Source organism: Desulfuromonas thiophila (genome assembly GCF_900101955.1).
GTDB classification, from domain to species: Bacteria; Desulfobacterota; Desulfuromonadia; order Desulfuromonadales; family Desulfuromonadaceae; genus Pseudodesulfuromonas; species Pseudodesulfuromonas thiophila.
The window spans coordinates 35,897-62,732 of sequence record NZ_FNAQ01000004.1; the positions used below are offsets into that span (position 1 = coordinate 35,897).

Consider the following 26,836-nt stretch of genomic DNA (forward strand, 5'->3'; position numbering starts at 1 on the left):
TCCTTTAAAGTGAAGACGTGTCTGCATCTTCCGGCAGACGGAAGGTCTCGATCGAGGCCAGCAGTTCGCCCGACTGTTCGGTCAAGCCGGTGGTGATAGCAGCGGAATCCCTGACCTGACGCAGGGTCAGTTCGGAAATCTCTGCCACCTTGCGCATAGCCTGCTCCACATTACGGTTCATCTCCAATTGCTGACGCGACAGCTGAGAAATCTCATTGACGACCTGCCGGGACTGGCCAGTGGCTTCCTGAATCGCATGAAAAGCCTCCCCGGTATCCTGTGCCAGCCGGGTCTGAAGCTCAACCGTCCGGGTTTCCTCATCCAGCGAGGCCGTTACCTCACCGGCCTCAGTCTGAATCGACTTAATGATGCCGTTAATCTGTTTGGTGGCTTCGGCCGATTTATCCGCCAGACGTTTGATCTCATCGGAAATGACCAGAAAGCCACGCCCCTGCTCGCCGGCCCGCGATGCCTCGATGGAAGCATTCATAGCCAAGATGGTGGTTCGGGTGGCAATTTCCGAGATCAGCTGAGCGATGGTGCCAATCTCCAGCAAACGTTCCGAAAGCGACTTCATCTTCTTGTTAATCACCTGTACAGTGACACGGATCAGCTGCATACCTTCGATATTGTCGTTGACCAGACGATGCCCCCCGGTCGTCGCCTGATCGACCAGACTGGCAACATTCTGGGCCAGCTCAGCCTTATCGGAAATATCCTGCGCCGCCGTCGCTGAACGCTGAACGGCCTGGGTCGCCTGCTCCACCTGGCGCGACTGGGTTTCGCCACCCATTTCCATTTCCTGAAAGATCTGAATCAGATTACGCGACTGCACCCCGACATCCTGGGCATTGCGGCGTGTTTCCTTGAGCAGCTCCGCCAAACTTTCAACCATGAGGTTATAAGCATCCGCCACGGAACCGAAGGCATCAGCCGTCACCGGCGCCTTCAGGGTCAGGTCTCCATCAGCCGCCTCGCTGACCACCTCCAGAAAGCCAATCAGGTGTTCCTGAGTGGTCTCCCGTTCGGCATCAGCCAGAATAGCGTCCTTGTACTGACCAATACTCTGCTGGAAATGCAGGGCGGCGGCGGCAATTTCATCCTTGGGCTGTAGCTGCATTTCGGTGAAATCGGCACGTTGGATGCGGTCGATACCCTGACGCAACAGCTGGGTCGAAGCCACCAGCCGACGATTCCAGCGCACAACCGTAAGAACCACCAGACCAAAGAGAAAAACCACCAGAGAAACACCCAGATAGTAAATCCGGTTTTGCTTGGTCAGACGCTGCTGGAGCTGCAGGGTGCGAACCAAATTTGTCCTGAGCTGTTCAAGATTGCCCATAAACTCACGCACATCCTGCGTATAGGCGGCAAATTGCCCAGCCAGCTCCTCAGGCCGCGCTCCCTGCCCCAGGTCTTGGGCTGTCTCCTCTAGCGTGGCTTCAAGGGAAGTGAAAATATCCGTCAGCAGTTCCACCAGCCGTTCGTTCTGGTAACGGTTATAGTCGGGGCGCTCCAGGCGCAGCAGCTGTTGTAAACGACGAAGCCAGTGTTCGGCCAACCCTTGGGTCTGCATTGGCGGCAACACCAGAGCAGTAAGGGCATCAAGCTGATCAGCGACCAACTGTAGCTGGCCGGTCAACAGTGCTCCACGTTCATCCACCCGAACGGTGTCCCGCTGCAGCGCCGCCAGCGCCATTTCGCGCTCCACCACCTGCAGACGACCGAGCTGCCCCAGCATCTGTTCAACCGCATCAAGCCGTTCCAGGCTGATCTGGGCCTGACGCCTGGCCTGTCCAGTCAAAAAATGATAGGTGACCAGATTCACGCCGATCAACAGCAGCACCAACAACCCCATGGAAATCAGGTTACGGCGGGTGATCTGCCGGACAGTTAAGAAGGTTCCTGACTTTTTCGCCATAAGGAAACTCTCTCCTTTTAAAAATGGACCGAATAAGGGGTCGGGCGGTCTGCAACCCGGCAGGTCACAGCGTGCAGAGCGTGTGTTCCCGTACCATGTCGACCAGCCGCTGTTCATCAAAGGGCTTAACCAGATAATCGGCAGCCCCAAGCTGGCGTGCCTTGTTCTGATGCGCCTCACCGGAGCGTGAGCTGATGACCACCACGGGGATACGGCGCAGGGCTTCACGCCGTCGCATCTCGGCAAGCAATTCATAACCATGCATCACTGGCATTTCCAGGTCAGTGAGAACCAGATCAACCTCTTTATCAAGCAGCAGGTCCAGAGCCTCCTGTCCGTTGGTAGCAGTAAACACTTCAACACCCTGATGTTCGAGAATCAGGGAAGCATATTTACGCACACTCAGGGAATCATCAACCACCAGCACACGCGCCACTGCGGCCTTGGCAGGCGTCACGGCCCCCGTTGTTGCGGCCGGATCGCCTCCCGCCTCCTGGTCGACAACCTGGGCCAGCCGCGCCGGATTGAGAACCAGACGTATCTGCCCGCCGCCGGAAACGCTGGTACCAGAAAAGACCGGCATATCAGCCAAAAGACGACCGAAAGGGCGGATGACGGTATCTTCCTGACTAATCACCTCTTCCACCAGCAGCCCCAGTCGGGCCCCCAGGGTTCTGACGTACAGCACACAGCGCCGGCTGTCATCCTGACAGGGTTGCGCCAGCAGGTGATTGAGATCAACCAGCCGATAGCTTTCCTCCTGCCGATGCATAAAACGGGCACCGGCAGGGATATCAATACAACTCTGGATTTCCTCGATCAACGCGGTAGGCAAGACAAACAGCTGCGTCCCAAGACGGAACTGGATGACGTTGATGATGATCAATGACAAAGGAATCTGTAAAATGAAACAGGTTCCCCGGCCGGCATCGGTTTCAACATCGACCGTTCCGTTCAGATCGGACAGCCGACTGAGCACGGCGTCAAGACCAACCCCGCGTCCCGCAATGTCGTCCACCGCTGACCGGGTACTGAATCCTGGGCGAAAGATCAGATCGATAAGAGCCTGATCGTCGGGCCGCTCTTCAGCTGCCAACCAACCCAAGGAGACCGCCTTGTGGCGAACCTGTTCCAGGGGAATACCGCGACCATCATCCTCAATACGGATCAGGGCACTGTTACCACGCCGCTGCGTCAGAATGCGGATGGTACCGCTGTCAGGCTTGCCCTGAGCGCGTCGTTCTTCAACTGACTCGATGCCGTGAGCCAGAGCATTGCGCAGCAGATGCACCAGAGGGTCAAACAAACCATCAATCACGGTGCGGCCCAAGCGCGTTTCACCACCCTCAAAGCGCAATTCAGCCTGCACACCGCTGGCGCGCACCAGATCGCGAAAAGTCCGGCGAAAGCGCTGGTAAAGACGTTCAACCGGCAGGGTTCGAATCACCGAAAGCCGATCCTTAAGTTCGGCAGTCATGCGATCGAGCACCTCGACATCGACACTGATCTGGCCGAAGGCCGAACGAATCGACACCAAGGCTTCCTGAATATCATTACTCATTTCGTGCAATTTGCGCGAAAAGAGATTCAGCTCATCATAGCGGTCGAATTCGAGCTCTTCAAAATCGGCAACGAGAGAAGCACCATCGGCAGGGACAGCCTCCTGGGGTCGGGCATATTCATGGCGTTCCGAAAACCGACGAACCTCGCGCAACAGACGTTCCTGGGCGAAATCGATCTCTTCCTTCATCTGCTCAGCCTGCTGAACCTGTTCAAGCAGATGATTTTTCGTCATGGTCATTTCGCCCAGTACCCGCATCAACTGGTCAATTTGATCAATTTCAACCTTGACGCTGCTGGTCTGGCGCTGACCCGGCACTTGGGCAGCCAAGATTCCAGCCGTTGATTCCTTTTCCTCCTCGGGCTCTTGGCTTGAACAAGCTGTCTGCAACTGCTGACACAGACGAAGAGCCTGCAAGGCAGAAAAATCAGCATAATCAGGCCGGCCGATCATCTGCAGCAGGGTGCGCATGCCATCAATGGCCGCCAGAAGAGCGTCGAGTAAGCGTTCGCCTGGATGCAGGGTGCCTAACTTGATGGCTTCCAGCAGATTTTCCACTTCATGAGCGATTTCACTGATCGCCTGATACTTGAGCAAGGCAGCCGCGCCCTTGAGACTATGGGCGGAGCGAAACAGCTGATCAATCATGGATTGATTAGCCTGTTCACCCGGATCGTCCTCCAACGCCAGCAGTCCAGCTTCGAGCACGTCGAGATGTTCCAGAGCCTCTTCGGAGAAAATTTCCTGTGCCGAGGTCGTCGAAATCATTCCAAGTCACATCCCTGCACGCTGAAGTTCAATGAATGCAGCAACATCCAATACCTGGCCCTGTTCTTCCACCAAGCTGAGCTGCGGAATCCGGTCACTGACAAACGCAATACGGTCTGCCCCGTGGAACGCCACCACCACAAAAAAACCCGCCATCAGCATCACCCGCCGATCGGTCTGAGTCCTCGGGCTGACAACCGGCACCACCTCACCTCGCAGATTCAACAAGCCCAGAACAGCCGGTGGGGCAAAGGGCAGCGGCGTTACAGACGCGGCCTGAACAATCTCGGCCACCTGATCGATCGGCAAGACATAGGTTTGCTGGTGCAGATAAAAACAGCAGCTGGCAGGCCGGACCAGTTCATCAGCTACGGCGGCATTCTGATGCAGCTTCATCATGAACGGCAAAGCAAAGTCGCGGATCAGGTCTCCGCCCAGAGCCTCAGCGCTCGTGCGTTCCGTCATTCCGGAGCGATCAGCAACAGCGTCCGTCGAAACGCCATCAGCTGGCCGCGTCGTTACAGTCAGACAGTTCTGCAACGCTCGGCAATGGTTTTCCAGCTGGTCGGCATCGGCCTGCGACAATAAACGACCCTGCGCAATCCATTCCTCCAGCAACAGCTCCAGAGTACGACCCAGTTCGCTCGCCTGCTGGCGTTTTACCAGTGCCGCCGTTCCCTTGATGGTATGTGCGGCACGCCTGGCATCGTCCAATAAATCGGCGGTCACCTGCTGCTGCTCAATGGCAGCCTGCAAAGCCCGCAACTGACCCAGACCGCTTTCGGCTTCGGTCAGGAACAGGGGAATCAGGCTTTCCTGCAGGTTGGTCATCTGTCTGCCCCCCCAGAAGTCAACGCAGACTCGCCAAACCGGACTGCTGCAACACGAAACAGATCTGCTGCAGCGAATCGGCATTCAACCCTGACTCGACAACCAGATCAGCCAGCGTACGACTCCCGTCAAGGAGCAAGGCAACCCGCTCTTCGGCATCCTCCAACAACTCGTTCTGCAAGGCCTCCGCGCAACTCGGCAGACGCTGAACAATCTGATCAGCACTAAAAAAATCGGCCGGGACCAGCAACTGGCGAACTCCCGGCAGCAAAACTTCATAGAGGGGTAAGCGGAAACGGATATCCTTCAGATTGAAGGGTAAGGCATCCTGCTCAAGAAAGAAATTTCCTTCCCTGACCGCCAGAGCAGTGGTCAGCGCCTGCTGGGCATGCTGCCGCAGGTAATACATCAGATCCTCTTCGCTGATCAGATTATGAGCTACCAGGGCTCGGCCGATAGGAAGATTCTTTTCACGCGCTTCCTGTACCACCTGCTGCAGTTGCATACGATCACAGTTAAAACGATCGTCCTGACAAATCAGGTCGGTAAGAAAACAATGCTTGCCTTTCTGGCTGGCAGTAGCAAAAACGAACCGTCCCTGCTCAAGAAAGATTTCAGCAAAGGTATCGGCAGAAAAAACCGACAAACGGCCACCATGACGGCAATGCATGCAAAAGCACAGAACCTCGGCAAGCGAGGTCCGGCAAAGGTCACCGGATAGAATCAGGGTCTGATGTTTGATAAGGCCGGTTTCACGCAAGGTGTCCGACAGCACATTTTTCATCAGAACCGGAAAATCCTTCTGAAAATAATGCCGGACTACACGGTCAAATCGTTCATTAATGGAATCAAGCAGCGCTTCGACATCCCCCACTGGCGCATCAGGACGCTGTTGATCGGCCAATGAAACCTCAGCAGCAGGCACAGTAGCAACGGACTCATCAGGCCGACAAACCTCGCGAATTTTAGCCACGAGCTCTTCAGGTTCGAAGGGCTTAGTGAAATAATGAACGATCCCGAAGCTTTCCTCGAAAGCCTGTCCGACCACCTCACTTTTTGATGAAATCAAAATGACCGGGATCTTACTCAAGTGCGCATCCTGACGCAGGGCCTTGCAGAACATGTGGCCGTTCATACGCGGCATAACAAAATCGACCAGAATCACGTCAGGACAATGCTGCTGCGCCAGTTTAAGACCTGTTTCACCATCCTCTGCACTGAAAATCTCATAACCGTTTTGACTCAGAACCAGTTCGACCAGTCGCCGAACCGTCGGAGAATCATCGACAACCAAAACCTTCTTCGGACGATCTGACATAAAATGAATCCCTTCACAGCCAACGGCTCGGCAGGCCTGTACAGGAAGACTGCAAACCTGCAGAATTACATTCCCGAAGTTTTCAATTCAAAGTTAGCACAATTACCTAACATCATTATTATTGACGCAAAATGTCCATTGCTTTCGACAAAGAAACCTTCATCCGGTCAAATGCATCCGCAAGGAGTCTTATTTCGTCATTCGTTTTAACATTAAATTGACAATCCAGCTTACCTCTACTGATGTTTTCTGAGACTGAAACGATGTGTTCAATTGGTTTTACAATGCTACTGACAATAAAACGGTCGACTGCAAACATAACAACAAGGAAGAAAATGCTAAATGCAATTGAAAAATAAAGAATGCGACTATATGCCTGCTCTTTAATCAACTCAACAGGCACATAGATAAATCGTGCCCCGACAACGTCACCCTCAACGTAACCATATCCGGAGCGGGTTCCGTAGCGTTCTACCTGACTCGGATGAGCAACCTCCGGCACATCGTGACAGCTGATACAATCCGATCCGGCAATCAGCGGACGGGCTACCGCATAAAACTGTACCCCTTCGCGTTCAGTAAAGCCCTTCCATTGCGTGTAGCGCCCGTCCTCGAAGTCCGAGATGACGCCATCCTCGAAAGCATCAGCCAAGCTTTCCGGGTTCAGTGGATTGGGCGAAGCATAACGAAAAATATATTCCGGATAAATTTCCTGAATGTAGCGGGCGGTCTCTGTCAGCATCAGCACCCCGACCCCACTTTCAGGGAAATAAGCGTCCTCGGGAATCAGCTCTTCTGCCTTGGGCCGGATCACGTTGTGCAGATAGCGGGCAGAACTGGTCATGACCGCCGCAAACAAATCCGTTTTTTCCTGAGCTTCGCGTTCAACATCCTTGCGCAAAACATAACTGCCGGAAACAACAGCCACCAGCAGGGAAAGCACATATACCACTGCCAGCATGACGACAATGCGCTTGCGAATGGACAGATTTTTCAACATCCGGTGCTCCTTCAGTAAACGGGGACAAAACAGGAATAGGAAATGTTTCCGTTTGATCAGCGACAGGCTGAAAGAAACTGTTCACGCAGATTGGCAGGCACATCCATCAGCAACTGATTGAGCAAAAAACGGAAAGACTCACTCTTGATGCTATCGCCACGATGATAACCAATCTGTTGCAGATACTTTTCTGCCATAACCACTCCCAACGGGCCAACAATGTCGACATAGGCAGAGAGCATTTGCTCAACCTGGGACCCCATCAGGATTCCGCCGCTGCCGGCCTGGGTGCTGGTCACCGTTTCTGCTGTCGTTGTCGAGCTACCACCCTGCTGCAACAGGGCAGCAGTGATGGGAGCATCAAGGCGGTGACGTGAACGCACCCCCTTGATAAAGCTTGCCTCAAGAGGCGTCTTCCCGAGAATGAACTCTAGCGTCTGCTGCGGATCAAGCAGGCCCAAGCGGATATACACCGCCTCTCCGTCCTCGATGGCAATCTTGCACAAATGCGGCGTCTCGGCAAACTTCAACACCAACTGACCGGTTCCTTCGGCAGCGTAGCGTCTAACAACCGCAGACAGATCCACTAGATACCTCCGAGATACTTCTTAACTGCCAGCAGAATATCGACAGGCTCGTAGGGCTTGACGATATACTCATCAGCACCCTGTTTTTTGCCCCAGAACTTGTCACTCTCACCTGATTTTGAGGTTGTCAGAATAATGGGTATCTGCTTAAGCGACGGATCGCGCTTCAGCGCACGACAGACCTGAAAACCATTCTTGTTCGGCATGATCACATCAAGAAAAATCAGGTCAAAACGTTCGGCGCGGGCCCGTTCTTCAGCCTGCAAACCATCAACTGCCGTCACGATTTCATGGCCGGTTCCCTTAAGAATATCCAGAAGAAACGCCAACTCGGTTTTACTGTCATCTGCCACCAATATCTTCGCCATCGAAACTCCTCCCCACTTGAGCAGAGCACAGAAAACAAATCCGTGCACATTGCAATGAATACACCAATCATCCGTATTCGCTATTAACAACCTAACATTCAGATTTCATCGCCCTCAAGACCAACCTCAGATAGCGTCTTTTAACGGAAATACCCCGTTAAACAACGCAACGGCCATTGCCCCTGCACACCAAACAAAAAAAGCTGAACCCGGCAAGCAGATTCAGCTCTCATTTTTTTATTGGTCGGGGCGAGAGGATTTGAACCTCCGACCCCATGCACCCCATGCATGTGCGCTACCAGGCTGCGCTACGCCCCGACGTTGAACGCTGCGGATTGTCTTGCATTTAGCCATCGAAGTCAAGTTGATTTTATCACTTTTTATCGACCAGCCGCCGCCGGTCAATCACACGACTGGCTTTGCCTTCATACCGCGGCATACTGGAGGGTTCGACCAGTTTGACACGGGCACCAACCCCCAATGCCGACAACAGCCGTTTTTGCAACATGTCGACAAACTGGCGTTGTTTCTTCATTTCATCGAAGAAAATACTTTCGTTAACCTCAACCTGCACCTCCAGCGTATCAAGGGTCCCCTCGCGCTCAATCACCAGCTGATAGTGAGGCTGACAGCCCTCCACCTGGAACAGAACCTCTTCAATCTGGGTCGGGAAGACATTGACTCCCTTGATGATCAGCATATCGTCGCTGCGGCCGCTGGTTTTCATCATGCGCACGAGAGTCCGCCCGCAGGCACAGGGCGTCTCATCGAGCCGCGTGATATCGCGGGTACGGTAACGAATAATGGGGAAGGCTTCCTTGGTGATGCTGGTCAACACCAATTCTCCCTCGGCGCCCGCATCAAGCACGGCTCCGGTTTCCGGATCGATGATCTCGGCAATGAAATGATCTTCAAACAGATGCATGCCGTTCTGGCACTGGCATTCACCGGCCACGCCCGGCCCCATTACCTCTGACAGGCCATAGTTATCCGTCGCCACCAAGCCCAGTCGGTTCTCGATCTCCCGCCGCATCTCCTCGCTCCAGGGTTCGCCACCAAACAGACCATATTTCAGAGCCAACGCCTCCGGTGCGATACCTTTTTGCTGCATCCGATCCGCCAGAGTCAGGGCGTAGGATGGCGTGCAGACCAACGCCGTGGAGCGATAATCCTGCATGATCATCAGCTGTTTGTCGGTGTTGCCGCTGGAGATGGGAATTACCGAGGCGCCAATCTCCTCCGAACCATAATGCAGACCGAAGGCGCCGGTGAACAGGCCGTAACCAAAAGCGATATGAACAATATCATCAGCCGTGACACCGGCGGCGGTCATGAAACGGGCCACCAGGTTGGACCAGACCCGAATATCGTTGCGAGTGTAGCCCACCACCGTCGGCTTGCCCGTGGTACCGGACGAGGAGTGAATACGTACCACCTCACGCATAGGCACAGCGAACATGCCATAGGGATAGTTGAGCCGCAGATCCTCCTTGGTGGTGAACGGCAAATGGCGCAGATCCTCCGAACTGCGGATGTCACCGGGTTCGACACCCAGGTCCCTGAACTTGTTCTGATAGCAGGGCACCTGGGCATAAACGCGGCGCAAGGTCTGCTGCAACCGCTGCAGCTGCAGCTCGCGCAGCTGCTCACGGGGCATACATTCGTATTGGCGATCCCAGATAGTCATTTCAGCGGTCATAACCCCGGTCATCTACATGCTGTAGACGCGCTCTCCTTCCAGCACATGGACACCCTGTTGCAGCAGCACCCGAATGGCGGCTTCAGCGTCATCAAAACGGAAAATGATCACGGCATTGCCGCCACAACGCTCGACAAAGGCGTACATATATTCGACATTGACCTGACCACCATCGAGAATCCCAAGAATACTGGCCAGTCCGGCGGGCCGATCCGGCACCTCGACGGCCACCACCTCGGTTTTACTGACAGTAAAACCGCGCCCCTTGAGGGCCGTCAACGCCTGGTCGGTCTTATCGACAATCAACCGCAGAATGCCGAAATCGGAGGTGTCGGCCAAAGAGAGAGCCCGAATATTGACACCAGCATCGCCCAGGGCCTGGGTAACCTCGGCCAGCCGACCCGACTTGTTCTCGATGAAAATGGAGATCTGCTCTACCTTCATGCGCACCTCGCCGCTTGAGTGAAAAGGAACGGGAACAAAAGCCTATTTCGGCCGCCGATCAATTACCCGCTGAGCCTTACCTTCACTGCGGGCAATGGTCTTAGGCTCCACCAACCGCACCTTGCAGGTGATGCCGAGCAAATCCTTGATGGCCTTGCGGATGCTATCACTGCGTTCCTGCAAAACCTTGATTTCGTCGGAAAAGGTTTGCTCGGTCACCTCGACCTGTACCTCCAGGGTGTCGAGATTGTCCTCGCGATCCACGATCAGCTGGTAATGCGGCTCGATGCCCTTGATGGTAAGCAGCACGCTTTCGATCTGCGACGGGAACACATTGACCCCGCGGATGATCAACATATCGTCGCTGCGACCGCTCATGCGCTCCAGTCGCCGATGGGTACGACCACAGATGCAGGGCTCGGCAATAATGCGCGTAATATCGCGGGTACGATAGCGGATCATCGGAATACCCTCTTTGGTGATGGTGGTGATCACCAGTTCACCGCGCTCACCGTCAGGCAGATTTTCGCCACTGTCGGGGTCGATGATCTCGGGAATAAAATGATCCTCCCAGATATGCAGCCCCTGCTGCGCCTCGACACATTCAATGGCCACACCCGGTCCCATGATCTCGGACAACCCATAGATGTCGATGGCCTTGATGCCCAGCTTGCTTTCAATTTCACGACGGATCGACTCGCTCCAGGGCTCGGCTCCGAGAATGCCAATACGCAACTTGAGGCTGGCAATATCAACCCCCTCTTCCGCCAGCGCCTCGGCCAGATAGAGGCTATAGGACGGCGTACAGGTGATCACCGACGAGCCAAAATCCCGCATGATCAGAATCTGTTTTTTGGTGTTTCCACCAGACATGGGAATCACCGACGCCCCCAGGCGCTCGGCGCCATAATGGGCGCCGAGCCCGCCGGTAAACAGACCGTAACCATAGGCGTTGTGAATGACATCACCGCGGGTGGCGCCGGCAGCGACAAAGGAGCGCGCCATCAGCTCGGCCCAGTTATCGATATCGCGCCGAGTATAGCCCACCACCGTCGGTTTGCCCGTGGTACCCGAGGAGGCATGGATGCGCACGATCTGATCAAGAGGCACAGCGAACAGGCCATAGGGGTAGTTGTCGCGCATATCCTGTTTGAGCGTGAACGGAAAGCGCCGCAGATCAGCGAGACTGCGCAGATCCGCCGGACTGACCCCTGCCGCGCCGAAGCGCTGCCGGTAAAAGGGCACGGCGGCATAGGCCCGCTCCAGTGTCTGGCGCAAACGTTTGAGCTGCAAAGCCTCAATGGCCTCGCGCGGCAGGGTCTCGAATTCGTCATTCCACAGCATGCAACACCTCGCGCAGCGGATCAGGCCGCCGCCTGACCAGCTTGTCGGCCAAGTTCGAAAGCCCGTAGATTTTCATCGATGAAACGTTGCGGCACCATTGTCCGCAACGCCTCCAGCCATAACGCCTCGTCCAGTTGCAGCAGGCAGGACAGCGCCCCCAGCAACACCGTGTTGACGGTGCGGGCATTGCCAGCCTGCAACGCCAGCTGCAGCCCATCGATCAGACGGGTACGCGGCACCTGCCGGCTGATGCGCTGCTGCAAATCGGCCGGATAGGTCTCGCGCCCCGTTGCCACTGCCGGCGGCATGATGCGCAGGCTGTTGCTGACCACCTGACCCTCAGCCCGCAGCAGGGACAAATAGCGACAGGTTTCCAGCAGTTCAAAACCGAACAGGATATCGGCCTCACCTTCAGGAATAATCGGCGAATAGACCTTCGCGCCATAACGGACATGGGACACCACGCTCCCGCCCCGTTGCGACATGCCGTGAATCTCGTTCTTCTTCACATCAAATCCGGCCAGCATCAGCACCTCGGACAGCACCTCGCTGGCCAGCAGGATACCCTGGCCGCCAACACCAACCAGCAGAATGTTCGTTGTTTTCGCCATCAGTTGGTTCCTCCCTCGCCGGCCAGTGAAAAGGCATCAAAACGGCACAACTGGGCGCAGATGCCACAGCCGACACAGAGCAGTGTATCCACCACCGCCTGCCCCCGCTCACCCTTGTCCGCCTGCCAGGAAATGGCCGGACAGCCTATCTTCAGGCAGGCCTTGCAACCTGTGCAGCGACCTTCGTCGATCAACAGAGGCGGCTTGCGCTGGCCGACATCGCGCTTGATCAGCACACAGGGGCCGCGCGCGATAACGACCGAAGGCGCCGGCCGCGCCATTTCCTCGCGGATCACCGTCTCGGTACCCTGCAGATCCCAGGGATCCACCAGGCGCACATGCTCCACACCGACACTGCGACACAGCTGCTCCAGATCAACCTCTTTGCTGCTGACGCCAGCCAGGGTGTAACCGGACGCCGGGTTTTCCTGCCGACCGGTCATGGCGGTAATGCGATTGTCCAGAATGACCAGGGTGGCGGTGGAACCATTATAGACCATATCCATCAGACCATTGATACCGGTGTGCAGGAAGGTGGAATCGCCGATGACACCCACCACCTTCTGCTTGTCCTCTGCCGGCAGCACGCGGTTGAGACCGGCGGCATTGCCAACACTGGCGCCCATGCAGACACAGGTATCCATGGCCGATAACGGCGGCATGAAGCCCAGGGTGTAGCAGCCAATATCGCCAGTAACAAAGGCCTTGAGCCGGTTGAGGGCATAAAACACCCCGCGATGAGGACAGCCGGGACAAAGATTGGGCGGCCGCTGCGGCAGATCCTCGCCGGCACTGAAGGCCGTCGCAATGGGTTGATTCAGCAGCCCCTGGCGCAGACGGCCCGGTGTCAGCTCACCACAAAGGGACAGCCGATCCTTGCCGATGACATCAAATCCCAACGCCCGTACCTGCTCTTCAATAAAGGGTTCAAGCTCCTCAATCACATAAAGCGTCTTGAAACGAGTGGCAAAATCACGCACCAGAGCCAAAGGCAGCGGGTAGACCTGGCCGAGTTTCAGCACCGAGGCCTCGGGCAGCACCTCGCGGGCGTACTGATAGGCCACCCCGGCGGTAATGACACCGACCTCATCGCTGCGTTCCTCGATGCGGTTAAACGGCTGGCTACAGGCCCAATCGGCCATGCGCTGCAAACGCTCTTCCACCACCAGATGCCGCTTACGGGCGTTGCCCGGCAGCATGACAAACTTGGGCGGATCTTTACGCAAAGCCGGCTGCGGCAGGCCAGTCAAGGGCTCCCCGAGCGTGACAATGGATTTGGAGTGAGCGATACGGGTAGTGGTGCGCAACAGAATCGGCGTATCGAACTGCTCACTGGCAGCGAAAGCCAAGCGGGTAAACTCCAGCGCCTCCTGACTGTCAGCTGGCTCAAACAAGGGCACCTTGGCCGCCCTGGCGTAATGACGACTGTCTTGTTCGTTCTGCGATGAATGCATTTCCGGGTCATCCGCTACCGCCAGCACCAGCCCACCCACCACGCCGGTATAGGACAGGGTGAACAGCGGGTCAGCCGCGACATTGACCCCGACATGCTTCATGGCCACCAGACTGCGGGCACCACCGAAACAGGCACCAATCGCCACCTCCAGCGACACCTTCTCATTAGGAGCCCAGGAGGCATCTATGGACGGGTACTGGGTGCAGTTCTCCAGAATCTCGGTACTCGGGGTGCCCGGATAAGCCACCGCCAGTCGCACACCGGCCTCAAAGGCACCGCGGGCAATGGCTTCGTTACCAGAAAGCATTTTACGGTTCATGTCACCTCTCGCTTAAAAAACGGTCGTGGGGAGCAAGATGCCCCGCAACAACGTCACCATGTCGCACATCTGGCCAATCACTTCTTGCCGATAATGGCCCGTGCGATACTGTGGGTATGATCACCAATTTTCTCAAAGTTGTGAATCATATCGATAAAGATCAATCCCGGATTGACAGAGCACTCACCGGTATTAAGCCGCTGGATGTGATTGTCACGCAGTTGCGCCTCCAGGGTATCGATCTGGTTTTCCATGAATTGCGCCTTCTCGATGATGGTCTGATCCCGCCGCTCGAAGGCCTTCTGGATGAAGGAAACAAATTCACGGGTTTTCTGTGCCAGATCAACCACCTCGGCTTCGGCCACCGAGGAAAAACGGATGCGCTGCTCAATTCTGCGCTCACCCAGTTGCCACAGGTTCTCGCAGTAATCGCCGATCTTTTCCAGATCATTGACCACATGCATGAGGGAGGAAATCTCCCGCGAGGCCTCCTGAGAAATCGGCCGTTGCGAGATAGCCACCAGGAAATCGATAATTTCACGCTGTAGCAGATCGAGCAAGTCCTCTTTCTTGCGCAATGATTCGAGCATGCGCAAGTCAGCCTTATCAAGAAATTGCAGAGTTTCATCAACACATTCCAGCGCCAGCAGCGCCATGCGGTTGGTTTCGGAGCGAGCCTGGCTCAGGGCCAGCGGCGGTGTATTGAGCACCCGGCTGTCGATATACTTGAGCTGAAAATCGAGCTGGCTGTCCTTCCCCGGCACCAGTCGCGTCGCAAGGTTGGCCAGCACCCCGATAATCGGCAAAAACACCAGGGTATTGATGATATTGAACAGGGTGTGGGTATTGGCGATATGGCGGGCAATATAGGGCTTATCCCCCACCGCCAGGCCGAATTCATGGGCCTGCTGCTGGGTGGTAACCACCAGATCGGCATCCCCCGGCGTAATGGCATTGACGAATTCAACAAAATACGGCAGCAGCACCAGCATGTAGGTCACGCCGAGAAAGTTGAACAAAAAATGCGACAGGGCTGTCCGCCGAGCCGCAACATTGGTGCCGATAGCCGCCAGATTGGCCGTCACCGTGGTGCCGATGTTCTCGCCCAGAATCAGGGCCACGCTGCCCTCGAAACTGATCAAACCACTGGTGGCCAGCGCCAGGGTGATCCCGATGGTGGCACTGCTGCTCTGGACAATGACGGTCATCAACGCGCCGATGGCGACCGCCAGCAGTGGGTGATTATCCACCAGCAGAAACACCTGACGGAATTGCTCGCTGCCCTTGATCGGATCGAAGGCTTCCTTCATCACCGACATGCCATAGAACAAAATACCGAACCCCAGCAGAATCTCACCGAGATAGATATTCTTTTTATCCTTGCAGAACAACTTCATCAGGGTACCAATCCCGATGGCCGGCAAGGCAAACTTGGTAATCTTGAACGCGATCAGCTGGGCGGTGATGGTGGTTCCGATATTGGCTCCCAGCACCACGCCAATAGCCTGGACCAGCGACATCAGTCCGGCATTGACAAAGCCCACCACCATAACGGTCGTCGCGCTGGAGGACTGAATGATCGCGGTCACCGCCAAGCCGACAAAGGCTGCGACGTAGCGGTTATTGGTCAGGGCCGCAAGAATCTTGCGCATGCGATTGCCCGCCACCTTCTGCAGCCCCTCCGACATGATCTTCATGCCGAACAGGAACAGGCCGAGACCACCCATCAAACCGAAAAGCAAATCCTGACTGAAAAACCCTGTCATGCTGCCTCCATTGCGCCAGCTGGGGCGGCGGAGCAATTGTTAGAAATTTGTTTGACCGAAAAAACGCAGAGACTATAACGAAGCCGCCAGGGATTGACAACCGAAAACGCCGCGAAAAAATTGCTTTATTTTCATTTCCCGGTCGGCTCAACAGCCCTTGTCAACCCTCGGTGGTAACGCATACCAGCGGACACAAAAAACCGTGGCGGAACAGCCCAGAGGACCGTTCCGCCACGGTGGCGTTATGGCTTGGCAGTAACAGGCTGTTGAAAAGAAGCCTGCCGAGCCCATGGATGGGTGACCAAAATCAATCATTACTCCGTAAAAAATTGATTTTGTGAGCAAGACGGAAATCGCATTTTCGGCTTGCGTCGTTGAAAAAGCCCTGGAGGGGACTTTTTCAACATCCTGGTAATGCAGAAGCGCGAGCCTGCCCAGGATCTAAAAGAAATAGGTCAGATTGGCCGCAAACAGATGGGCATCGCTTTCGTAGGTACCTGCCTGGGTCTCATTGTTCACACGCCGATCATCGAAGTCCACCCACATGTAGGCAAAATCAAATACCGCCCGCTCACTGTGGTAACCGAAGCCGAAGGTGTAATTGTTCCGGTCGGAATCGGGCAATTCCGGCCCAAGGGTACCGTTGGGAATCGGATTATTGTCCCGGGCATAGCCGGCGCGCAGATCCAGCTGATCCGTCAAGGCATACTGCAAGCCAAAACGGTAAGCCCAGACATCGTTCCAGTTCTTGGGATTGAGAGAATCCGCCAGGATGCGGTTCTCACTGAAATAAATATCCAGACTGTCATAGGAACTCCAGCCAAAGCGGTCAGCGTCCAGCTCAAGAGTCAGGCGCTCAATCGGCTTGATCGCCAAGCCGAAGCTCCAGGTTTCCGGCAACGTGATCTTTGTCTCAGCGCCAGTGCCATAGACCATATCGCTGTAACCGGCCAGCGCACTGTAAACCTGATTTCCCGCCGCTGTAATCTGGTAATCGGCATCGCCATCGAACTCCAATTCGATTTCGCTGCGATAGGCAACACCGACAGACAGGCGCTCACTGGGCCGCCACAGCAGACCGGCGTTGTACCCCCAGCCGTCGCCGTCGGCCTCCATCTCCAGTTCCCCCAGTTGCACAGCCGCCAGACCAGGCAGCGGTGCGGCACCCAGGGCATAGGCATCGGCACAGGCCGATTTTTCCAGCCAGACATCGGCATAGGTGTAATCGACACCAACGGCCAGCGCCAGCTTGAGGGCGTCAAAACGGTAGGCCACTGTCGGGTTGATGTTGATGGGCTTGATGGCGATTTCCTTGATCTCATCACGGAACGGGCTGGTGGTATCCCAGCGCTTGGCCAGCGGATAGAGCGACCCGACGCCAATACCGAAGGCCCAGGGGGAATCGGCTTTACTGCTGGTCATGTAAAAATTGGGCGGGAAAAAGACATCGTCGCGCGCCTTGGTGTCAACGGCTTGCTCAACACCCAAACCGGGACGGTTATCACCCAACCGCGTGGTACCCTTGAATTCCGTTTCCGGCACATTGATAACGGTAACCCCCAGACTGACCTGGGTTCCGCTCTGGAAGGCGATACCGGCGGGATTGTAGAAGATGGCGGAAGGATCGTCAGCCTGGGCAACAAAGGCGTTGGCCATGGCCATGGCCTTGGCGCCCTGTTCACGGATATGAAAGCCAGCGGCACCGGCCACGGCTGGCAGCAGTGTGACCAGGCTCAGCAGCGCCACCCCCATCAGATGCTGTTTCGGGCTTGATTTCACGTTTTTCTCCTTTGACCTCAAAAGATTAGAAAGACAGCAAAGGCTGCTTTATAGCGGAAAAAAACGTTTTTTCGCAACAGGAAAACTTTGTTCTACTCCTTGGGCCGCGCCCTGTCAGCCAGGCGCAAGGCACCATAGATTATTCCGAAAATGAGTAAAATAAATAGAATATCGGCAGCTCGCATCAGGTTTCCTCCAGCGGATTGACCGGAAACGGTCGTTTTTTTCAGTAACGCCGATCCGGATCAGGAAAGCTGTTGACGCCGGCATCGACACCGACGGTCTTATAGATTTTAATGTTGTCCCAGGGCCGCGGCAAAATCCCATCATGAATGGCCCAGCTGCGGCCGCGCACGCTGGCGGCAAACTCCGGCCGGCGGAAAGGAGTCGAACCATCGAGGCGACGGTACAATTCCCCTCCGGGACGAAATTCCCTGTCGATCCAGAACATCAGCTGCTTACCGCTGATGTAGTCGAAGCCATAGTTCTCGTAGCGAATGGCGTTACTGTAGGTGAGCGGCTCGGCCACAATACTATCGATGCCAAGCGCAGCGACAAAGGTCTCGAAACGACGAAAAAAATCCTTGAAGGTTTTCAGGCCGGCACGCACCTGACAGGGAGACAGCCCCGCCTCCATGGCACGAATCTCCTCGGGGATATTGCGCCGCAGGGTACCAAAGGCATTTTCGCGCCCTTGCGGATCGACATCGATTGCGAAACGCGGCGCATCCGGATCGTTGATCAGACAAAAGGACAACTCAATCTGGCGATAGGGGGTATCCGCCATTTCGACAAAAAAAAGACAGTCCTTATCCTGTGGCTGCCGGCGCACCTCAATACGCAACAAACCCAGCCCGGTCGGGCAGATGAAGGCAATTTTGTGGCCACCCTGCGGTGCGCGAAAGCTCTGCCGGTCGAAATGAAAACGCCTGAAAACGATCTCCGGCAGAATACGACCGTAAATGGCCTCCTTTTCCGCCTGCGGCAGGGCGTTGATCTCCAGCAACGAAAACAACGGCAGGCCACTGGCATCGTACAGTCGCCCGGCGGCGTTCAGTCCCATGCAACAACCTCCCCTGGCCCAGCAAGCGAGTAAAAAAACCTTGCAACCGCTGCCCTTACGGGCTCAAAAGCCCTGCAGGGACATCTCCAACCGTCCGTCAGAGTCGATGCAGCGGAAAGATGCGTCGCTCCAGAAACCGCAGGCAGGTATCCAGAGCCTGCTGGGCGCGACAATAATCGTCGGGCGTCGCCAGATGCGGTGCATCGCGCAACGCCAGGGCACCGGGGGTAAACTGCCGTGCCAGGGGAACAAACGCCAACGGCAGGGCATCGGCCACGGGAGCTCCGGTCATGGCTGCCCACAGCAGCGTCCAGGCGCGGGCAACATTGAGGCGATCGTAGCCGCCACCACCGACCGCCACCCAAGGCAGGCCCGTGGCCAGAAAGGCGCGGGCGGCATATTCCATCATGGCCGTCGTACACTCCAGCCGGGTCAGCGGATCGGTGCGCAAAAAATCAGCCCCCATCTGGGTGATCAGCAAATCGGGCCGATAGGCCGCAATCAACGGCAGTACCACCTTTTTGAACGCCTGTTCAAAGATCAAGTCATCGGAATGGGCTGCCAGGGGGACGTTAATGCTGTAGCCGTAGCCGGCACCCTCACCCACCTCTTCAACAAAACCGGAATAGGGATAAAAATCCTTGCCGTTTTCATGAATGGAAATCGTCAGGACCTGAGCACTCTGATAAAAGGCTTCCTGAACGGCGTCACCGTGGTGACCATCAAGATCGACATAAACCACCCGCTTGCCAGCTGCCAGCAGCGGCTGCAGCGCCACCACCACATCATTCAGGTAACAGAAGCCGGACGCCCGGGCACTGTGGCTGTGATGCCAGCCGCCGGCCATACTGAAAGCCGCCCGACAACCCCCTTCGGTCACCTGGCGCAGCGCTTCGATGGTTCCGCCACACATTAGCCGCGCCCAGTCGTACAGTCCATGAAAAACCGGATTTTCAACATCGCCCAGACCATAACGGAAGTTGGCCTGCGGTCCATCGGTCTGACTGAAGCGTTCCAGCGTATCAAGATAGTCCGGCCGGTGGAAAGCCTCCAGTTGTCGGCGGCTGGCATAAGGAGGCGCCACCTGGATCGTACCGGGGAAATCAAGCAGACCGCAATGCCCCATCAGTTCATAGGTCAGTCGGTAACGTTCCACCTTGAACGGGTGAGCCTCACCATAGCTGTAGGCACTGAATTGGGGTGCGTAGACCAGGGCTCGTGGAGCAGACATCAGGACCATCCCGGCTGGAAAAATACCAAAAAACGGTGCCCCACTGCGGCATCAAAAAGCAAAGCTACAGGGTTGCCGTCAGCGGCGCTGGTTGTACCCTGCCAGGTTGCCAGCGGTCAAGTCAGAGGCGGTCGGCCAGCGGGTAAAAACTGCGACATTGCCATTTACCGCGCCAGAGGGTATAAGAAGCCCTCGCCGGCGGCAGCATCCACAGCCATCAGACGTCGGCTTCAAAAGCCTTACGAGGCGATTCGACAAGGAACAGGTGAACCGTGCAACCCCTGACAGGAAAACAGATCCGCCATCTGCGTGCCCTGGGCCACCATCTGCAACCGGTGGTGCTGATCGGCAAGGAAGAACTCAGCAGCAGGCTGCTTGGCAGCGTCGAGGAAGCCCTTGCCAGTCATGAATTAATCAAAATCAAGCTACAGGAAGGCTGCCTGACCGATCGGCGCGAGGTAGCATCCCAGCTGGCACAGGCCTGTAACGCCCAGCAGGTCCAGGTACTCGGCCGCACCATCCTGTTATATCGGCCATCGGACAAAAACCGCATCGAACTGCCGGCCGCCGGCCGGCAGCGCTGAACGTTCCATGCGCATCATCGCCGGACAGGCGCGCGGCCGCCAGCTGGCCGACTTTTCCGGCCGGGCCATCCGCCCCACCAGCGACCGGGTGCGGGAGGCCCTGTTCAGCATATTGCTCAGCCGGCTGGGCAGTTTTGAAGGCCTGCGGGTGCTGGACCTGTTCGCTGGCAGCGGCGCACTGGCACTGGAAAGCCTCAGCCGCGGAGCCTGCGAAGCGGTATTGATCGACGCCGCGCCAGCAGCCGCCCGTCTGATCAGACAGAACGCCGCTCGCTGCGGCCTGACCGAGCGCTGCCAACTGGTAACCCGGTCACTGCCAGAGGCCCTTATGCCCCTGCAGGGCAGGCGTTTCGATCTGATTTTTATCGACCCGCCCTATGGTCAGAACCTGCTGCCGCCGTTGCTGCAACGCATCGACCAGCTGCAACTCCTGACACCCGGTGGACTGCTGTGCGCCGAGGAAGGTCGCCAAAGCCTGCCGGACGAACGGTACGGTGATTTGCACCTGCTTTTGCGCCGCATCTATGGTCAGACCGCGATTCATCTCTACCAGCCCAGCCTGGCTGCCATTTCCTCCAGGGGAGAGCCGTCATGAGCGATCGTATTGCCGTCTATCCCGGATCATTCGACCCGATCACCAACGGCCACCTCGACATCATTCAGCGCGGTTTGCACACCTTCGACACACTGATTGTCGGAGTGGCGCGCAATTCCAGCAAAAAAAGTCTGTTTTCCGTCACCGAACGGGTCGAAATGATCCGCGAGGCCCTAGGCAACCATCCCCGCGTCCAGGTCGATGTGATCGACGGCCTGCTGATTGACTACGTCCGCCGCAAGAATTCCCGCATCATTCTGCGTGGCCTGCGGGCGGTATCCGATTTCGAATATGAATTTCAGCTGGCTCAGGTCAACCATAGCGTCGAGAAAGAAATCGAGACCCTGTTCATGATGACCTCGGTGCGTTACGGCTACCTCAGCTCGTCCATCGTCAAGGAAATGGCTGCCTACAACGGGCCGGTGGAAGACTTCGTCCCTCCCAACGTTCTCGGACGCCTGCGGCAAAAATTCTCTGCCGCGACACCGGTCTGAAACGATCAGGTCCGCTTAGAGCATTCCCAGATAGCGGTGCATCTGACCAATGACGCGCACCTCCACGCCCAGGCCGGCCACCACCGTCTGCATGGCAAGCAACTCGGCCGCCGACAGGCTGCAACGATGATCGAGGGTGCGCGGCTGCAGCACCAGGGTCGCCGCTGGCGCCCGTTGCACCACCAGCGCGGCGGCCTGCTCCAACTCCGTCGTCGCAGTGCCCGGACCGACCACCAGCTTGACCCAGCAACAGCGCTGCGCTGCCAACCGCAGGAACTCGTCATGAGCAGCCCAGGGGGTTGGCACACCGGTCTGCGACGCCAATTTGATATCCATCGCCACAAAATCGAGCCAGGGCAACAGTTCGGCCAGCGCCTGCGGCAAGGTACCGTTGGTTTCGAGCTGCACCGGCAGCAGTCCCCGCAGCTGCGGCAACCAGTCGCGCAGCAACGCCCCATGCAGCAACGGCTCGCCACCGGTCAGCGCCAGGCTGTGATGGGCACCGGGAGCCTGCTGCAGCCAGTCACGGATCTGGCCCAGTACCATCGGCAGTGCCACCGGATTGGGCCAGAGAACAAACTGGCCACTGCCCGGCTGCTGTTCCACCCGACAATGCGCCGACGGCGCAAAATCGGTATCACAGTACGCACAACACAGATTGCAGCCAGCAAGGCGCAGGAAGATCTGGCGACAACCGATCAGCAGGCCCTCGCCCTGCACGGACGAAAAAAGTTCCAGCACTGGCGCCCCAGCGCCGGTTTCAGGTAAGGCTGTAGCTGGCACAGGCCTGATCCGATTCCCACACGGTAACCACCTCAACAGCAACATTGGCGCTATTAAGACAGGCGGATAACTGACCAAACAGGTAGCAGGCAATATTCTCCGACGAAGGACTCAGCTGGTTGAAGGGTTCCAATTCATTGAGATACTTGTGATCAAGCTGCGCCAGCACCTCCTTGGTGCGGGCCTTGAGAATCTTAAAATCGATTCCCAACCCGGCCTGATCGAGTTCCTGAGCACAGACCGTCACCTCGACCTTCCAGTTATGGCCATGCAGGTGTTCGCAATCGCCCTCGTAATGCATCAGGTTGTGAGCAGCAGCAAAATGGGTAAATATCTTCAGACGATACATCAGCTTTTCCTTTATAAACAAACGAAATCAGGGCTCTTCTTCCTCTTCTTCAATCGGGCTTGCGGCGGCCCCGGCAATGCGATAGTCGCCCGCCGCCCAGTTCCCTAGATCCAGCAGACGACAGCGCTCGCTGCAAAAGGGGCGCCACGGGTTATCCTGCCACAGACAGGATATGCCACAGATTGGACAACGAACCTTCAAAACGTTATTCTCCTTAGAAACTCGCCGGTCTGACCGGCTTCTCAGCCACAGGAGTTCATCCGCCATGCTCAACCCCCAGCTGCTCGATCCACAACTCTACCAAATCGATAGTCTGACCGATGAAATTCGTGCTGACCAGAACTGTGCCACCCTGCTGCGGCAGATTCATCAGCAGCTATTGCAACAGGGCGAGTCTCCACTGCAGGCCGGACTGCTGGCACGCGGCGCCGATTATTTTCTGCGCGACTTCCTCATCGGCCATCGACGGCAGAACATCCTCTGCCCACCCGCCGAGGCTGTCTGGCAGTTCGGCGGCCACTGGTATATCATCCAGAACCTGGAACCCGATCTCGATATCCTGATGGACATTCTGTCCGGCGTAGCCACGTTTTACCGCCTGTTACACGAACAGTTCCCTCTGCCACCCGCCACGTTGGAACGGCTACTGCAGGACTGCCACCAGCGGGACATTTATGCCTGTCGGCTCGAACAATTCTGGGGGCTGGCACCTGACGGCTACGACAAATGGCGGCAGGACTGCCCGCTGCCGCCCCTCAATTGACGGATCGCCAAGGTGTCCCCCTTAACATCGAGCCGCCGCTGCCCGGCGATACAGGCGACCAGCCTGGCCATCCTGATCTCCGGTCTGCTGGCGCTGGTCAAGGGCGCCATCGGCCTGACCAGCGGTTCACTGGCCCTGCTGTCATCGGCGATAGACTCCTGTCTCGATCTGTTGCTGTCGTTATGTAACTACCTGGCCCTGCGTCAATCCCGCAAACCGGCCGACGCCCGCCATCCCTACGGTCATGGCAAATTCGAAACCCTGGCCACCTTTGGCCAGAGTCTGGTAATCGGCGCCACCGGTCTGGCCATCATGACCGAGGCCGGAAAACGCCTGTACCAGCCACCGATGATGCTCGACAACCAGTGGCTCAACATCGGACTGGCCGTTCTGACGTTAAACCTGGTAGCCGCAGCCCTGCTCAGCCGACACCTTCGCCGCGTTGGTCACCAACTGGAATCCTCCGCCCTGCAAGCCGACGCCCTGCATTACGCTACCGATGTCTACAGCAATCTGGCCCTGCTGATCGGCCTGAGCTGCGCCCAACTGTTTGATCTGGCCTGGATGGACCCGCTGCTGTCCCTGCTGGTGGGTGGCTATATCCTTCGAGCGGCCTGGCCGCTACTGCGCGGCTGCCTCGACGAATTTCTCGATGTACGCCTGCCGGAGGATCAACTGCAGCAGGTACGGCGCTGCATTGAAGGATTCCGGCCGCGCATCACCGGCTATCATCACCTGCGCAGCCGGCGCACCGGGCGCCGCAAGATGATCGATTTCCACCTCAATGTCTGTCGCTTCAAGACCATTCAGGAGGCCCACGATCTGGCCGACCAGATTGAACGGGCCATTCAGCGACAGCTGCCCATGGCTGATGTCACCATCCATGTCGAACCAACTGACTGCGCCCAGTGCGGCCAGTGCGCTGATTGCCAGCTGACCTGTGAGCGGCGCTCAAGAACCGGGACGGGAGGCTGCGTGGCCCGCGACTGGTGATCGTCCCAGGGTCTGCGCAGCCAGGGCTAACGTCCCAGCATAATGCCGAGTTTTTCTGCCGCCCGCACCATATCCCCATCAGGATCAACCAGATTGAGCTGCCCGACCGCCTCGGCGATAGGCGTGGCCAGCACCTCACGACCGCGCAGCGCCACCATTTGGCCGTAGCGTCCTTCAGCGATCAGGTCGACCGCCTTGACACCAAAGCGGGTACCGAGAATGCGATCAAAAGGCGTCGGCGAGCCGCCGCGTTGGACATGGCCCAACACCACGGTGCGGACCTCCATATCGAGACAATGGGTCAGTTGATCGGCCACGGCATGGGCGATACCGCCAAGGCGCGGCACGCCACAACAGCTCTGGTCGGCACTGACCTGCAGAACCTGCTGACCATCACGCGCAAAGGCGCCTTCGGCCACCACCACGATGGAAAAACGGCTGCCGCCTGCCCGCCGGCGTTGGATGGCGGCACAGATCTTCTCGATATCGTAGGGGATCTCCGGCAGCAAAATCACGTCGGCGCCACCCGCCAAGCCTGATTCCAGCGCAATCCAGCCGGCATCGCGCCCCATCACCTCCACCACCATCACCCGCTGATGGCTCTCAGCCGTGGTATGCAGGCGATCAAGCGCCTCCGTCACCACACTGACTGCCGTGTTATAACCAAAGGTCACATCGGTAGCCCGCAGATCGTTATCAATGGTCTTGGGCACACCAACCACCTGCAATCCGAGTTCGTGCAGACGCTGGGCAATCTTGAGGGTGCCGTCACCGCCCACCGCCACCAGCGCCTCGGCACCCAGGGCACGAAAATTGTCCACCACCTGCTGCGACACATCGCGAAACACCGTCTGGCCATTTTCCTGCACCGGATAACTCAGCGGATTGCCACGATTACTGGTACCGAGTAAGGTTCCTCCCAGCTGCAGGACACCACGGACAGCTGCCAGATCAAGCTCGCGCACCCGCGGTCCATTGAGCAGGCCGTCAAAACCATCCTCGATGCCCAGCACCCGGAAACCATAGGTCTTGATCGCTGAACGAACCACGCCGCGAATCACCGCGTTAAGCCCAGGGCAATCGCCGCCACCGGTCAGAATGGCAATGGTTTTGGCCATGAAACCCTCCTTCGTCTAAGACCGGCTCAGCGGCCGGTTCCGTTATCCCCTGTCTGGGTGGCGATAGCCAGATCGGTCAGTCCCGCCTGGCGGGCTGCATCCATGATAGCCACCACCTGACCATGACGCGCCTGACGATCCGCCAGTAAAACAATCGCCGGGCGCGGCTGCTGACGCCCGAAATGGCGCAGTCGTTCCAGCAATTCAGCCTGCGACAACGCCACATCATCCAGTCGAAGCTGCCCCCTGTCGGTCAGATAAATCCGCACCTCGCGCGGCGCGGCAACAGAGGCGGTGTCCGAAGCCTGCGGCAGGTTGATGCCAATGCTGCCACGATCGAGGAAGGTCGTCGACACCATGAAAAAGATCAGCAGCAGGAACACCACATCGACCATCGAGGTCAGTTCGATGCGAATTTCCTCCCGCCGTTTTTTACGTCCGAATGCCATGCCCCGGATTCCGTCAGGCCGGCTCGGACAAATCGTCCGCCAGACGATCCACCAGCCGCAAGGAGTAATCCTCAAAATCGGCGGCAATACGATCCGCCCGGCTGGTCAGATACTTGTGCAGCAATATCACCGGAATCGCCACACTCAACCCGGTAGCTGTGGTGATCAGCGCTTCGGAAATGCCGCCACCCAGGGTTTCCGGGGTACCAACACCCTTGAGCGATAACTCGGTGAAGGCGCGGATCATGCCCAGAACGGTTCCCAGCAGACCCAGCAACGGGCTGATGGCGGCAATGGTTCCCAGCAGACCGAGATAACGTTCCAGTTCGGCCATGCGGCGCGACCCCACCTCTTCAACCAGCGTCTTAAGCCGTTCACGGCTGCGACCGGCTGCCTGCAAGGCCACCAGAAAGATATCGGACAGCAGAAACGGCCGTCCGGCGCAAAGGGCCCGCGCTTCGGTCAGATGCCGTTCCAGCACCATACGATCGACCTCGGCATACAGGCGGCGGCCACGCCGTTGCAACAGGACATAAGTCAGCAACCGTTCAAAAAATATGGCCAGGGCCAGCACCGAACATAACAGGATCGGGTACATCAGGGGGCCGCCCTTATGAAACAGTTCCAACATTCGTGGCAATC

The 26,836-nt window shown here is 57.1% G+C and carries 27 protein-coding genes and 1 tRNA gene; 5 read left to right on the forward strand and 23 right to left on the reverse strand.

What is annotated here, in order from left to right:
• Positions 1–4: 4 nt before the first annotated feature.
• From BLR80_RS05390 to BLR80_RS05470, 17 genes are all read right to left on the reverse strand, one after another.
• On the reverse strand, positions 5–1,921 hold the full coding sequence (locus tag BLR80_RS05390; protein WP_171906330.1) for a methyl-accepting chemotaxis protein: 1,917 nt from the start codon (positions 1,919–1,921) through the stop codon (positions 5–7).
• A 64-nt stretch (positions 1,922–1,985) separates the two neighbouring features.
• Positions 1,986–4,250, reverse strand: coding sequence for a hybrid sensor histidine kinase/response regulator (locus BLR80_RS05395; protein ID WP_092077050.1), 2,265 nt, complete (start codon positions 4,248–4,250; stop codon positions 1,986–1,988).
• Between the two features lie 6 nt (positions 4,251–4,256).
• Entirely contained in the window at positions 4,257–5,081 is an 825-nt protein-coding gene (locus tag BLR80_RS05400; RefSeq protein ID WP_171906331.1) for a chemotaxis protein CheW, read from the reverse strand.
• Between the two features lie 19 nt (positions 5,082–5,100).
• Complete coding sequence (locus tag BLR80_RS05405; protein ID WP_171906332.1) at positions 5,101–6,375, reverse strand: response regulator; 1,275 nt, start codon at positions 6,373–6,375, stop codon at positions 5,101–5,103.
• Between the two features lie 142 nt (positions 6,376–6,517).
• Positions 6,518–7,399, reverse strand: coding sequence for a c-type heme family protein (locus tag BLR80_RS05410; RefSeq protein WP_092077056.1), 882 nt, complete (start codon positions 7,397–7,399; stop codon positions 6,518–6,520).
• A gap of 56 nt (positions 7,400–7,455) precedes the next feature.
• Positions 7,456–7,986, reverse strand: coding sequence for a hypothetical protein (locus tag BLR80_RS05415; protein ID WP_143012083.1), 531 nt, complete (start codon positions 7,984–7,986; stop codon positions 7,456–7,458).
• On the reverse strand, positions 7,986–8,354 hold the full coding sequence (locus BLR80_RS05420) for a response regulator (RefSeq protein ID WP_092077060.1): 369 nt from the start codon (positions 8,352–8,354) through the stop codon (positions 7,986–7,988). Before BLR80_RS05420 ends, BLR80_RS05415 begins: the two co-directional genes overlap by 1 nt.
• A 241-nt stretch (positions 8,355–8,595) precedes the next feature.
• A tRNA-Pro gene (locus BLR80_RS05425) sits at positions 8,596–8,672 on the reverse strand.
• 55 nt (positions 8,673–8,727) lie between these two features.
• Positions 8,728–10,041: a phenylacetate--CoA ligase family protein gene (locus tag BLR80_RS05430; protein WP_092077438.1), complete on the reverse strand. Its 1,314-nt coding sequence runs from the start codon at positions 10,039–10,041 to the stop codon at positions 8,728–8,730.
• 24 nt (positions 10,042–10,065) lie between these two features.
• Positions 10,066–10,497, reverse strand: a complete 432-nt coding sequence (locus tag BLR80_RS05435; protein ID WP_092077062.1) for an ACT domain-containing protein — start codon at positions 10,495–10,497, stop codon at positions 10,066–10,068.
• Between the two features lie 42 nt (positions 10,498–10,539).
• Positions 10,540–11,841, reverse strand: coding sequence for a phenylacetate--CoA ligase family protein (locus tag BLR80_RS05440; RefSeq protein ID WP_092077064.1), 1,302 nt, complete (start codon positions 11,839–11,841; stop codon positions 10,540–10,542).
• 20 nt (positions 11,842–11,861) lie between these two features.
• A complete protein-coding gene (locus BLR80_RS05445; protein WP_092077066.1) occupies positions 11,862–12,452 on the reverse strand; it encodes an indolepyruvate oxidoreductase subunit beta in 591 nt (196 codons plus the stop codon).
• A complete protein-coding gene (gene iorA / locus BLR80_RS05450; RefSeq protein WP_092077068.1) occupies positions 12,452–14,227 on the reverse strand; it encodes an indolepyruvate ferredoxin oxidoreductase subunit alpha in 1,776 nt (591 codons plus the stop codon). The genes BLR80_RS05445 and iorA overlap by 1 nt, the downstream gene beginning before the upstream one ends.
• A gap of 77 nt (positions 14,228–14,304) precedes the next feature.
• A complete protein-coding gene (locus tag BLR80_RS05455) occupies positions 14,305–15,993 on the reverse strand; it encodes a Na/Pi cotransporter family protein (protein ID WP_092077070.1) in 1,689 nt (562 codons plus the stop codon).
• 441 nt (positions 15,994–16,434) lie between these two features.
• The gene (locus BLR80_RS05460) at positions 16,435–17,772 is read right to left on the reverse strand and encodes an OmpP1/FadL family transporter (protein WP_143012084.1); all 1,338 of its coding nucleotides are present in this window, start codon (positions 17,770–17,772) and stop codon (positions 16,435–16,437) included.
• A 226-nt stretch (positions 17,773–17,998) separates the two neighbouring features.
• Positions 17,999–18,835, reverse strand: a complete 837-nt coding sequence (locus tag BLR80_RS05465; protein WP_092077074.1) for a hypothetical protein — start codon at positions 18,833–18,835, stop codon at positions 17,999–18,001.
• Between the two features lie 97 nt (positions 18,836–18,932).
• Entirely contained in the window at positions 18,933–20,066 is a 1,134-nt protein-coding gene (locus tag BLR80_RS05470) for an acetoin utilization protein AcuC (protein ID WP_092077076.1), read from the reverse strand.
• A 272-nt stretch (positions 20,067–20,338) separates the two neighbouring features.
• Between BLR80_RS05470 and yhbY the strand changes: the two genes are divergently transcribed.
• Genes yhbY through coaD form a run of 3 tightly spaced genes read left to right on the forward strand, consistent with a single transcriptional unit; the run spans position 20,339 to position 21,739 of the window.
• Positions 20,339–20,650, forward strand: coding sequence for a ribosome assembly RNA-binding protein YhbY (gene yhbY / locus BLR80_RS05475; RefSeq protein WP_245691358.1), 312 nt, complete (start codon positions 20,339–20,341; stop codon positions 20,648–20,650).
• A 7-nt stretch (positions 20,651–20,657) separates the two neighbouring features.
• Complete coding sequence (gene rsmD / locus BLR80_RS05480) at positions 20,658–21,245, forward strand: 16S rRNA (guanine(966)-N(2))-methyltransferase RsmD (protein ID WP_092077078.1); 588 nt, start codon at positions 20,658–20,660, stop codon at positions 21,243–21,245.
• Positions 21,242–21,739: a pantetheine-phosphate adenylyltransferase gene (gene coaD / locus BLR80_RS05485; protein ID WP_092077080.1), complete on the forward strand. Its 498-nt coding sequence runs from the start codon at positions 21,242–21,244 to the stop codon at positions 21,737–21,739. The genes rsmD and coaD overlap by 4 nt, the downstream gene beginning before the upstream one ends.
• Positions 21,740–21,754: 15 nt before the next feature.
• Here coaD and BLR80_RS05490 read toward each other — a convergent pair whose 3' ends face one another.
• From BLR80_RS05490 to BLR80_RS05500, 3 genes are read right to left on the reverse strand one after another with little or no spacing between them, the layout of a single operon-like run.
• Positions 21,755–22,480, reverse strand: coding sequence for a 7-carboxy-7-deazaguanine synthase QueE (locus tag BLR80_RS05490; protein WP_171906333.1), 726 nt, complete (start codon positions 22,478–22,480; stop codon positions 21,755–21,757).
• 19 nt (positions 22,481–22,499) lie between these two features.
• Positions 22,500–22,871, reverse strand: a complete 372-nt coding sequence (gene queD, locus BLR80_RS05495) for a 6-carboxytetrahydropterin synthase QueD (RefSeq protein ID WP_092077084.1) — start codon at positions 22,869–22,871, stop codon at positions 22,500–22,502.
• A gap of 27 nt (positions 22,872–22,898) precedes the next feature.
• Positions 22,899–23,138 carry a DNA gyrase inhibitor YacG gene (locus BLR80_RS05500; RefSeq protein WP_092077086.1) on the reverse strand — a complete coding sequence of 80 codons (240 nt, stop codon included), beginning with the start codon at positions 23,136–23,138 and terminating at the stop codon, positions 22,899–22,901.
• Here BLR80_RS05500 and BLR80_RS05505 point away from each other — a divergent pair.
• A complete protein-coding gene (locus tag BLR80_RS05505) occupies positions 23,137–23,634 on the forward strand; it encodes a hypothetical protein (RefSeq protein ID WP_092077088.1) in 498 nt (165 codons plus the stop codon). The two genes, BLR80_RS05500 and BLR80_RS05505, sit on opposite strands and share 2 nt — an antisense overlap.
• A gap of 12 nt (positions 23,635–23,646) precedes the next feature.
• The gene (locus BLR80_RS05510) at positions 23,647–24,627 is read left to right on the forward strand and encodes a cation diffusion facilitator family transporter (protein WP_171906334.1); all 981 of its coding nucleotides are present in this window, start codon (positions 23,647–23,649) and stop codon (positions 24,625–24,627) included.
• A gap of 26 nt (positions 24,628–24,653) precedes the next feature.
• On the opposite strand, the gene BLR80_RS05515 is transcribed toward BLR80_RS05510, so the two are convergent.
• Genes BLR80_RS05515 through BLR80_RS05525 form a run of 3 tightly spaced genes read right to left on the reverse strand, consistent with a single transcriptional unit; the run spans position 24,654 to position 26,825 of the window.
• Positions 24,654–25,745 (reverse strand): 6-phosphofructokinase, encoded by a 1,092-nt coding sequence (locus tag BLR80_RS05515; RefSeq protein WP_092077092.1) that lies wholly within the window; start codon positions 25,743–25,745, stop codon positions 24,654–24,656.
• Positions 25,746–25,771: 26 nt separating this feature from the next.
• A complete protein-coding gene (locus BLR80_RS05520) occupies positions 25,772–26,194 on the reverse strand; it encodes an ExbD/TolR family protein (protein WP_092077094.1) in 423 nt (140 codons plus the stop codon).
• A gap of 13 nt (positions 26,195–26,207) precedes the next feature.
• The gene (locus BLR80_RS05525) at positions 26,208–26,825 is read right to left on the reverse strand and encodes a MotA/TolQ/ExbB proton channel family protein (RefSeq protein ID WP_092077095.1); all 618 of its coding nucleotides are present in this window, start codon (positions 26,823–26,825) and stop codon (positions 26,208–26,210) included.
• Positions 26,826–26,836 lie beyond the last annotated feature (11 nt).

Coding starts and splice junctions, on each gene's coding strand:
- BLR80_RS05390 (WP_171906330.1), bottom strand. CDS start 1,921: ATGGCGAAAAAGTCAGGAACCTTCTTAACTGTCCGGCAGATCACCCGC.
- BLR80_RS05395 (WP_092077050.1), bottom strand. CDS start 4,250: ATGATTTCGACGACCTCGGCACAGGAAATTTTCTCCGAAGAGGCTCTG.
- BLR80_RS05400 (WP_171906331.1), bottom strand. CDS start 5,081: ATGACCAACCTGCAGGAAAGCCTGATTCCCCTGTTCCTGACCGAAGCC.
- BLR80_RS05410 (WP_092077056.1), bottom strand. CDS start 7,399: ATGTTGAAAAATCTGTCCATTCGCAAGCGCATTGTCGTCATGCTGGCA.
- BLR80_RS05420 (WP_092077060.1), bottom strand. CDS start 8,354: ATGGCGAAGATATTGGTGGCAGATGACAGTAAAACCGAGTTGGCGTTT.
- BLR80_RS05430 (WP_092077438.1), bottom strand. CDS start 10,041: ATGACTATCTGGGATCGCCAATACGAATGTATGCCCCGTGAGCAGCTG.
- BLR80_RS05435 (WP_092077062.1), bottom strand. CDS start 10,497: ATGAAGGTAGAGCAGATCTCCATTTTCATCGAGAACAAGTCGGGTCGG.
- BLR80_RS05440 (WP_092077064.1), bottom strand. CDS start 11,841: ATGCTGTGGAATGACGAATTCGAGACCCTGCCGCGCGAGGCCATTGAG.
- BLR80_RS05445 (WP_092077066.1), bottom strand. CDS start 12,452: ATGGCGAAAACAACGAACATTCTGCTGGTTGGTGTTGGCGGCCAGGGT.
- iorA (WP_092077068.1), bottom strand. CDS start 14,227: ATGAACCGTAAAATGCTTTCTGGTAACGAAGCCATTGCCCGCGGTGCC.
- BLR80_RS05455 (WP_092077070.1), bottom strand. CDS start 15,993: ATGACAGGGTTTTTCAGTCAGGATTTGCTTTTCGGTTTGATGGGTGGT.
- BLR80_RS05465 (WP_092077074.1), bottom strand. CDS start 18,835: ATGGGACTGAACGCCGCCGGGCGACTGTACGATGCCAGTGGCCTGCCG.
- BLR80_RS05470 (WP_092077076.1), bottom strand. CDS start 20,066: ATGTCTGCTCCACGAGCCCTGGTCTACGCACCCCAATTCAGTGCCTAC.
- rsmD (WP_092077078.1), top strand. CDS start 20,658: ATGCGCATCATCGCCGGACAGGCGCGCGGCCGCCAGCTGGCCGACTTT.
- coaD (WP_092077080.1), top strand. CDS start 21,242: ATGAGCGATCGTATTGCCGTCTATCCCGGATCATTCGACCCGATCACC.
- queD (WP_092077084.1), bottom strand. CDS start 22,871: ATGTATCGTCTGAAGATATTTACCCATTTTGCTGCTGCTCACAACCTG.
- BLR80_RS05505 (WP_092077088.1), top strand. CDS start 23,137: ATGCTCAACCCCCAGCTGCTCGATCCACAACTCTACCAAATCGATAGT.
- BLR80_RS05500 (WP_092077086.1), bottom strand. CDS start 23,138: ATGGCGGATGAACTCCTGTGGCTGAGAAGCCGGTCAGACCGGCGAGTT.
- BLR80_RS05515 (WP_092077092.1), bottom strand. CDS start 25,745: ATGGCCAAAACCATTGCCATTCTGACCGGTGGCGGCGATTGCCCTGGG.
- BLR80_RS05520 (WP_092077094.1), bottom strand. CDS start 26,194: ATGGCATTCGGACGTAAAAAACGGCGGGAGGAAATTCGCATCGAACTG.
- BLR80_RS05525 (WP_092077095.1), bottom strand. CDS start 26,825: ATGTTGGAACTGTTTCATAAGGGCGGCCCCCTGATGTACCCGATCCTG.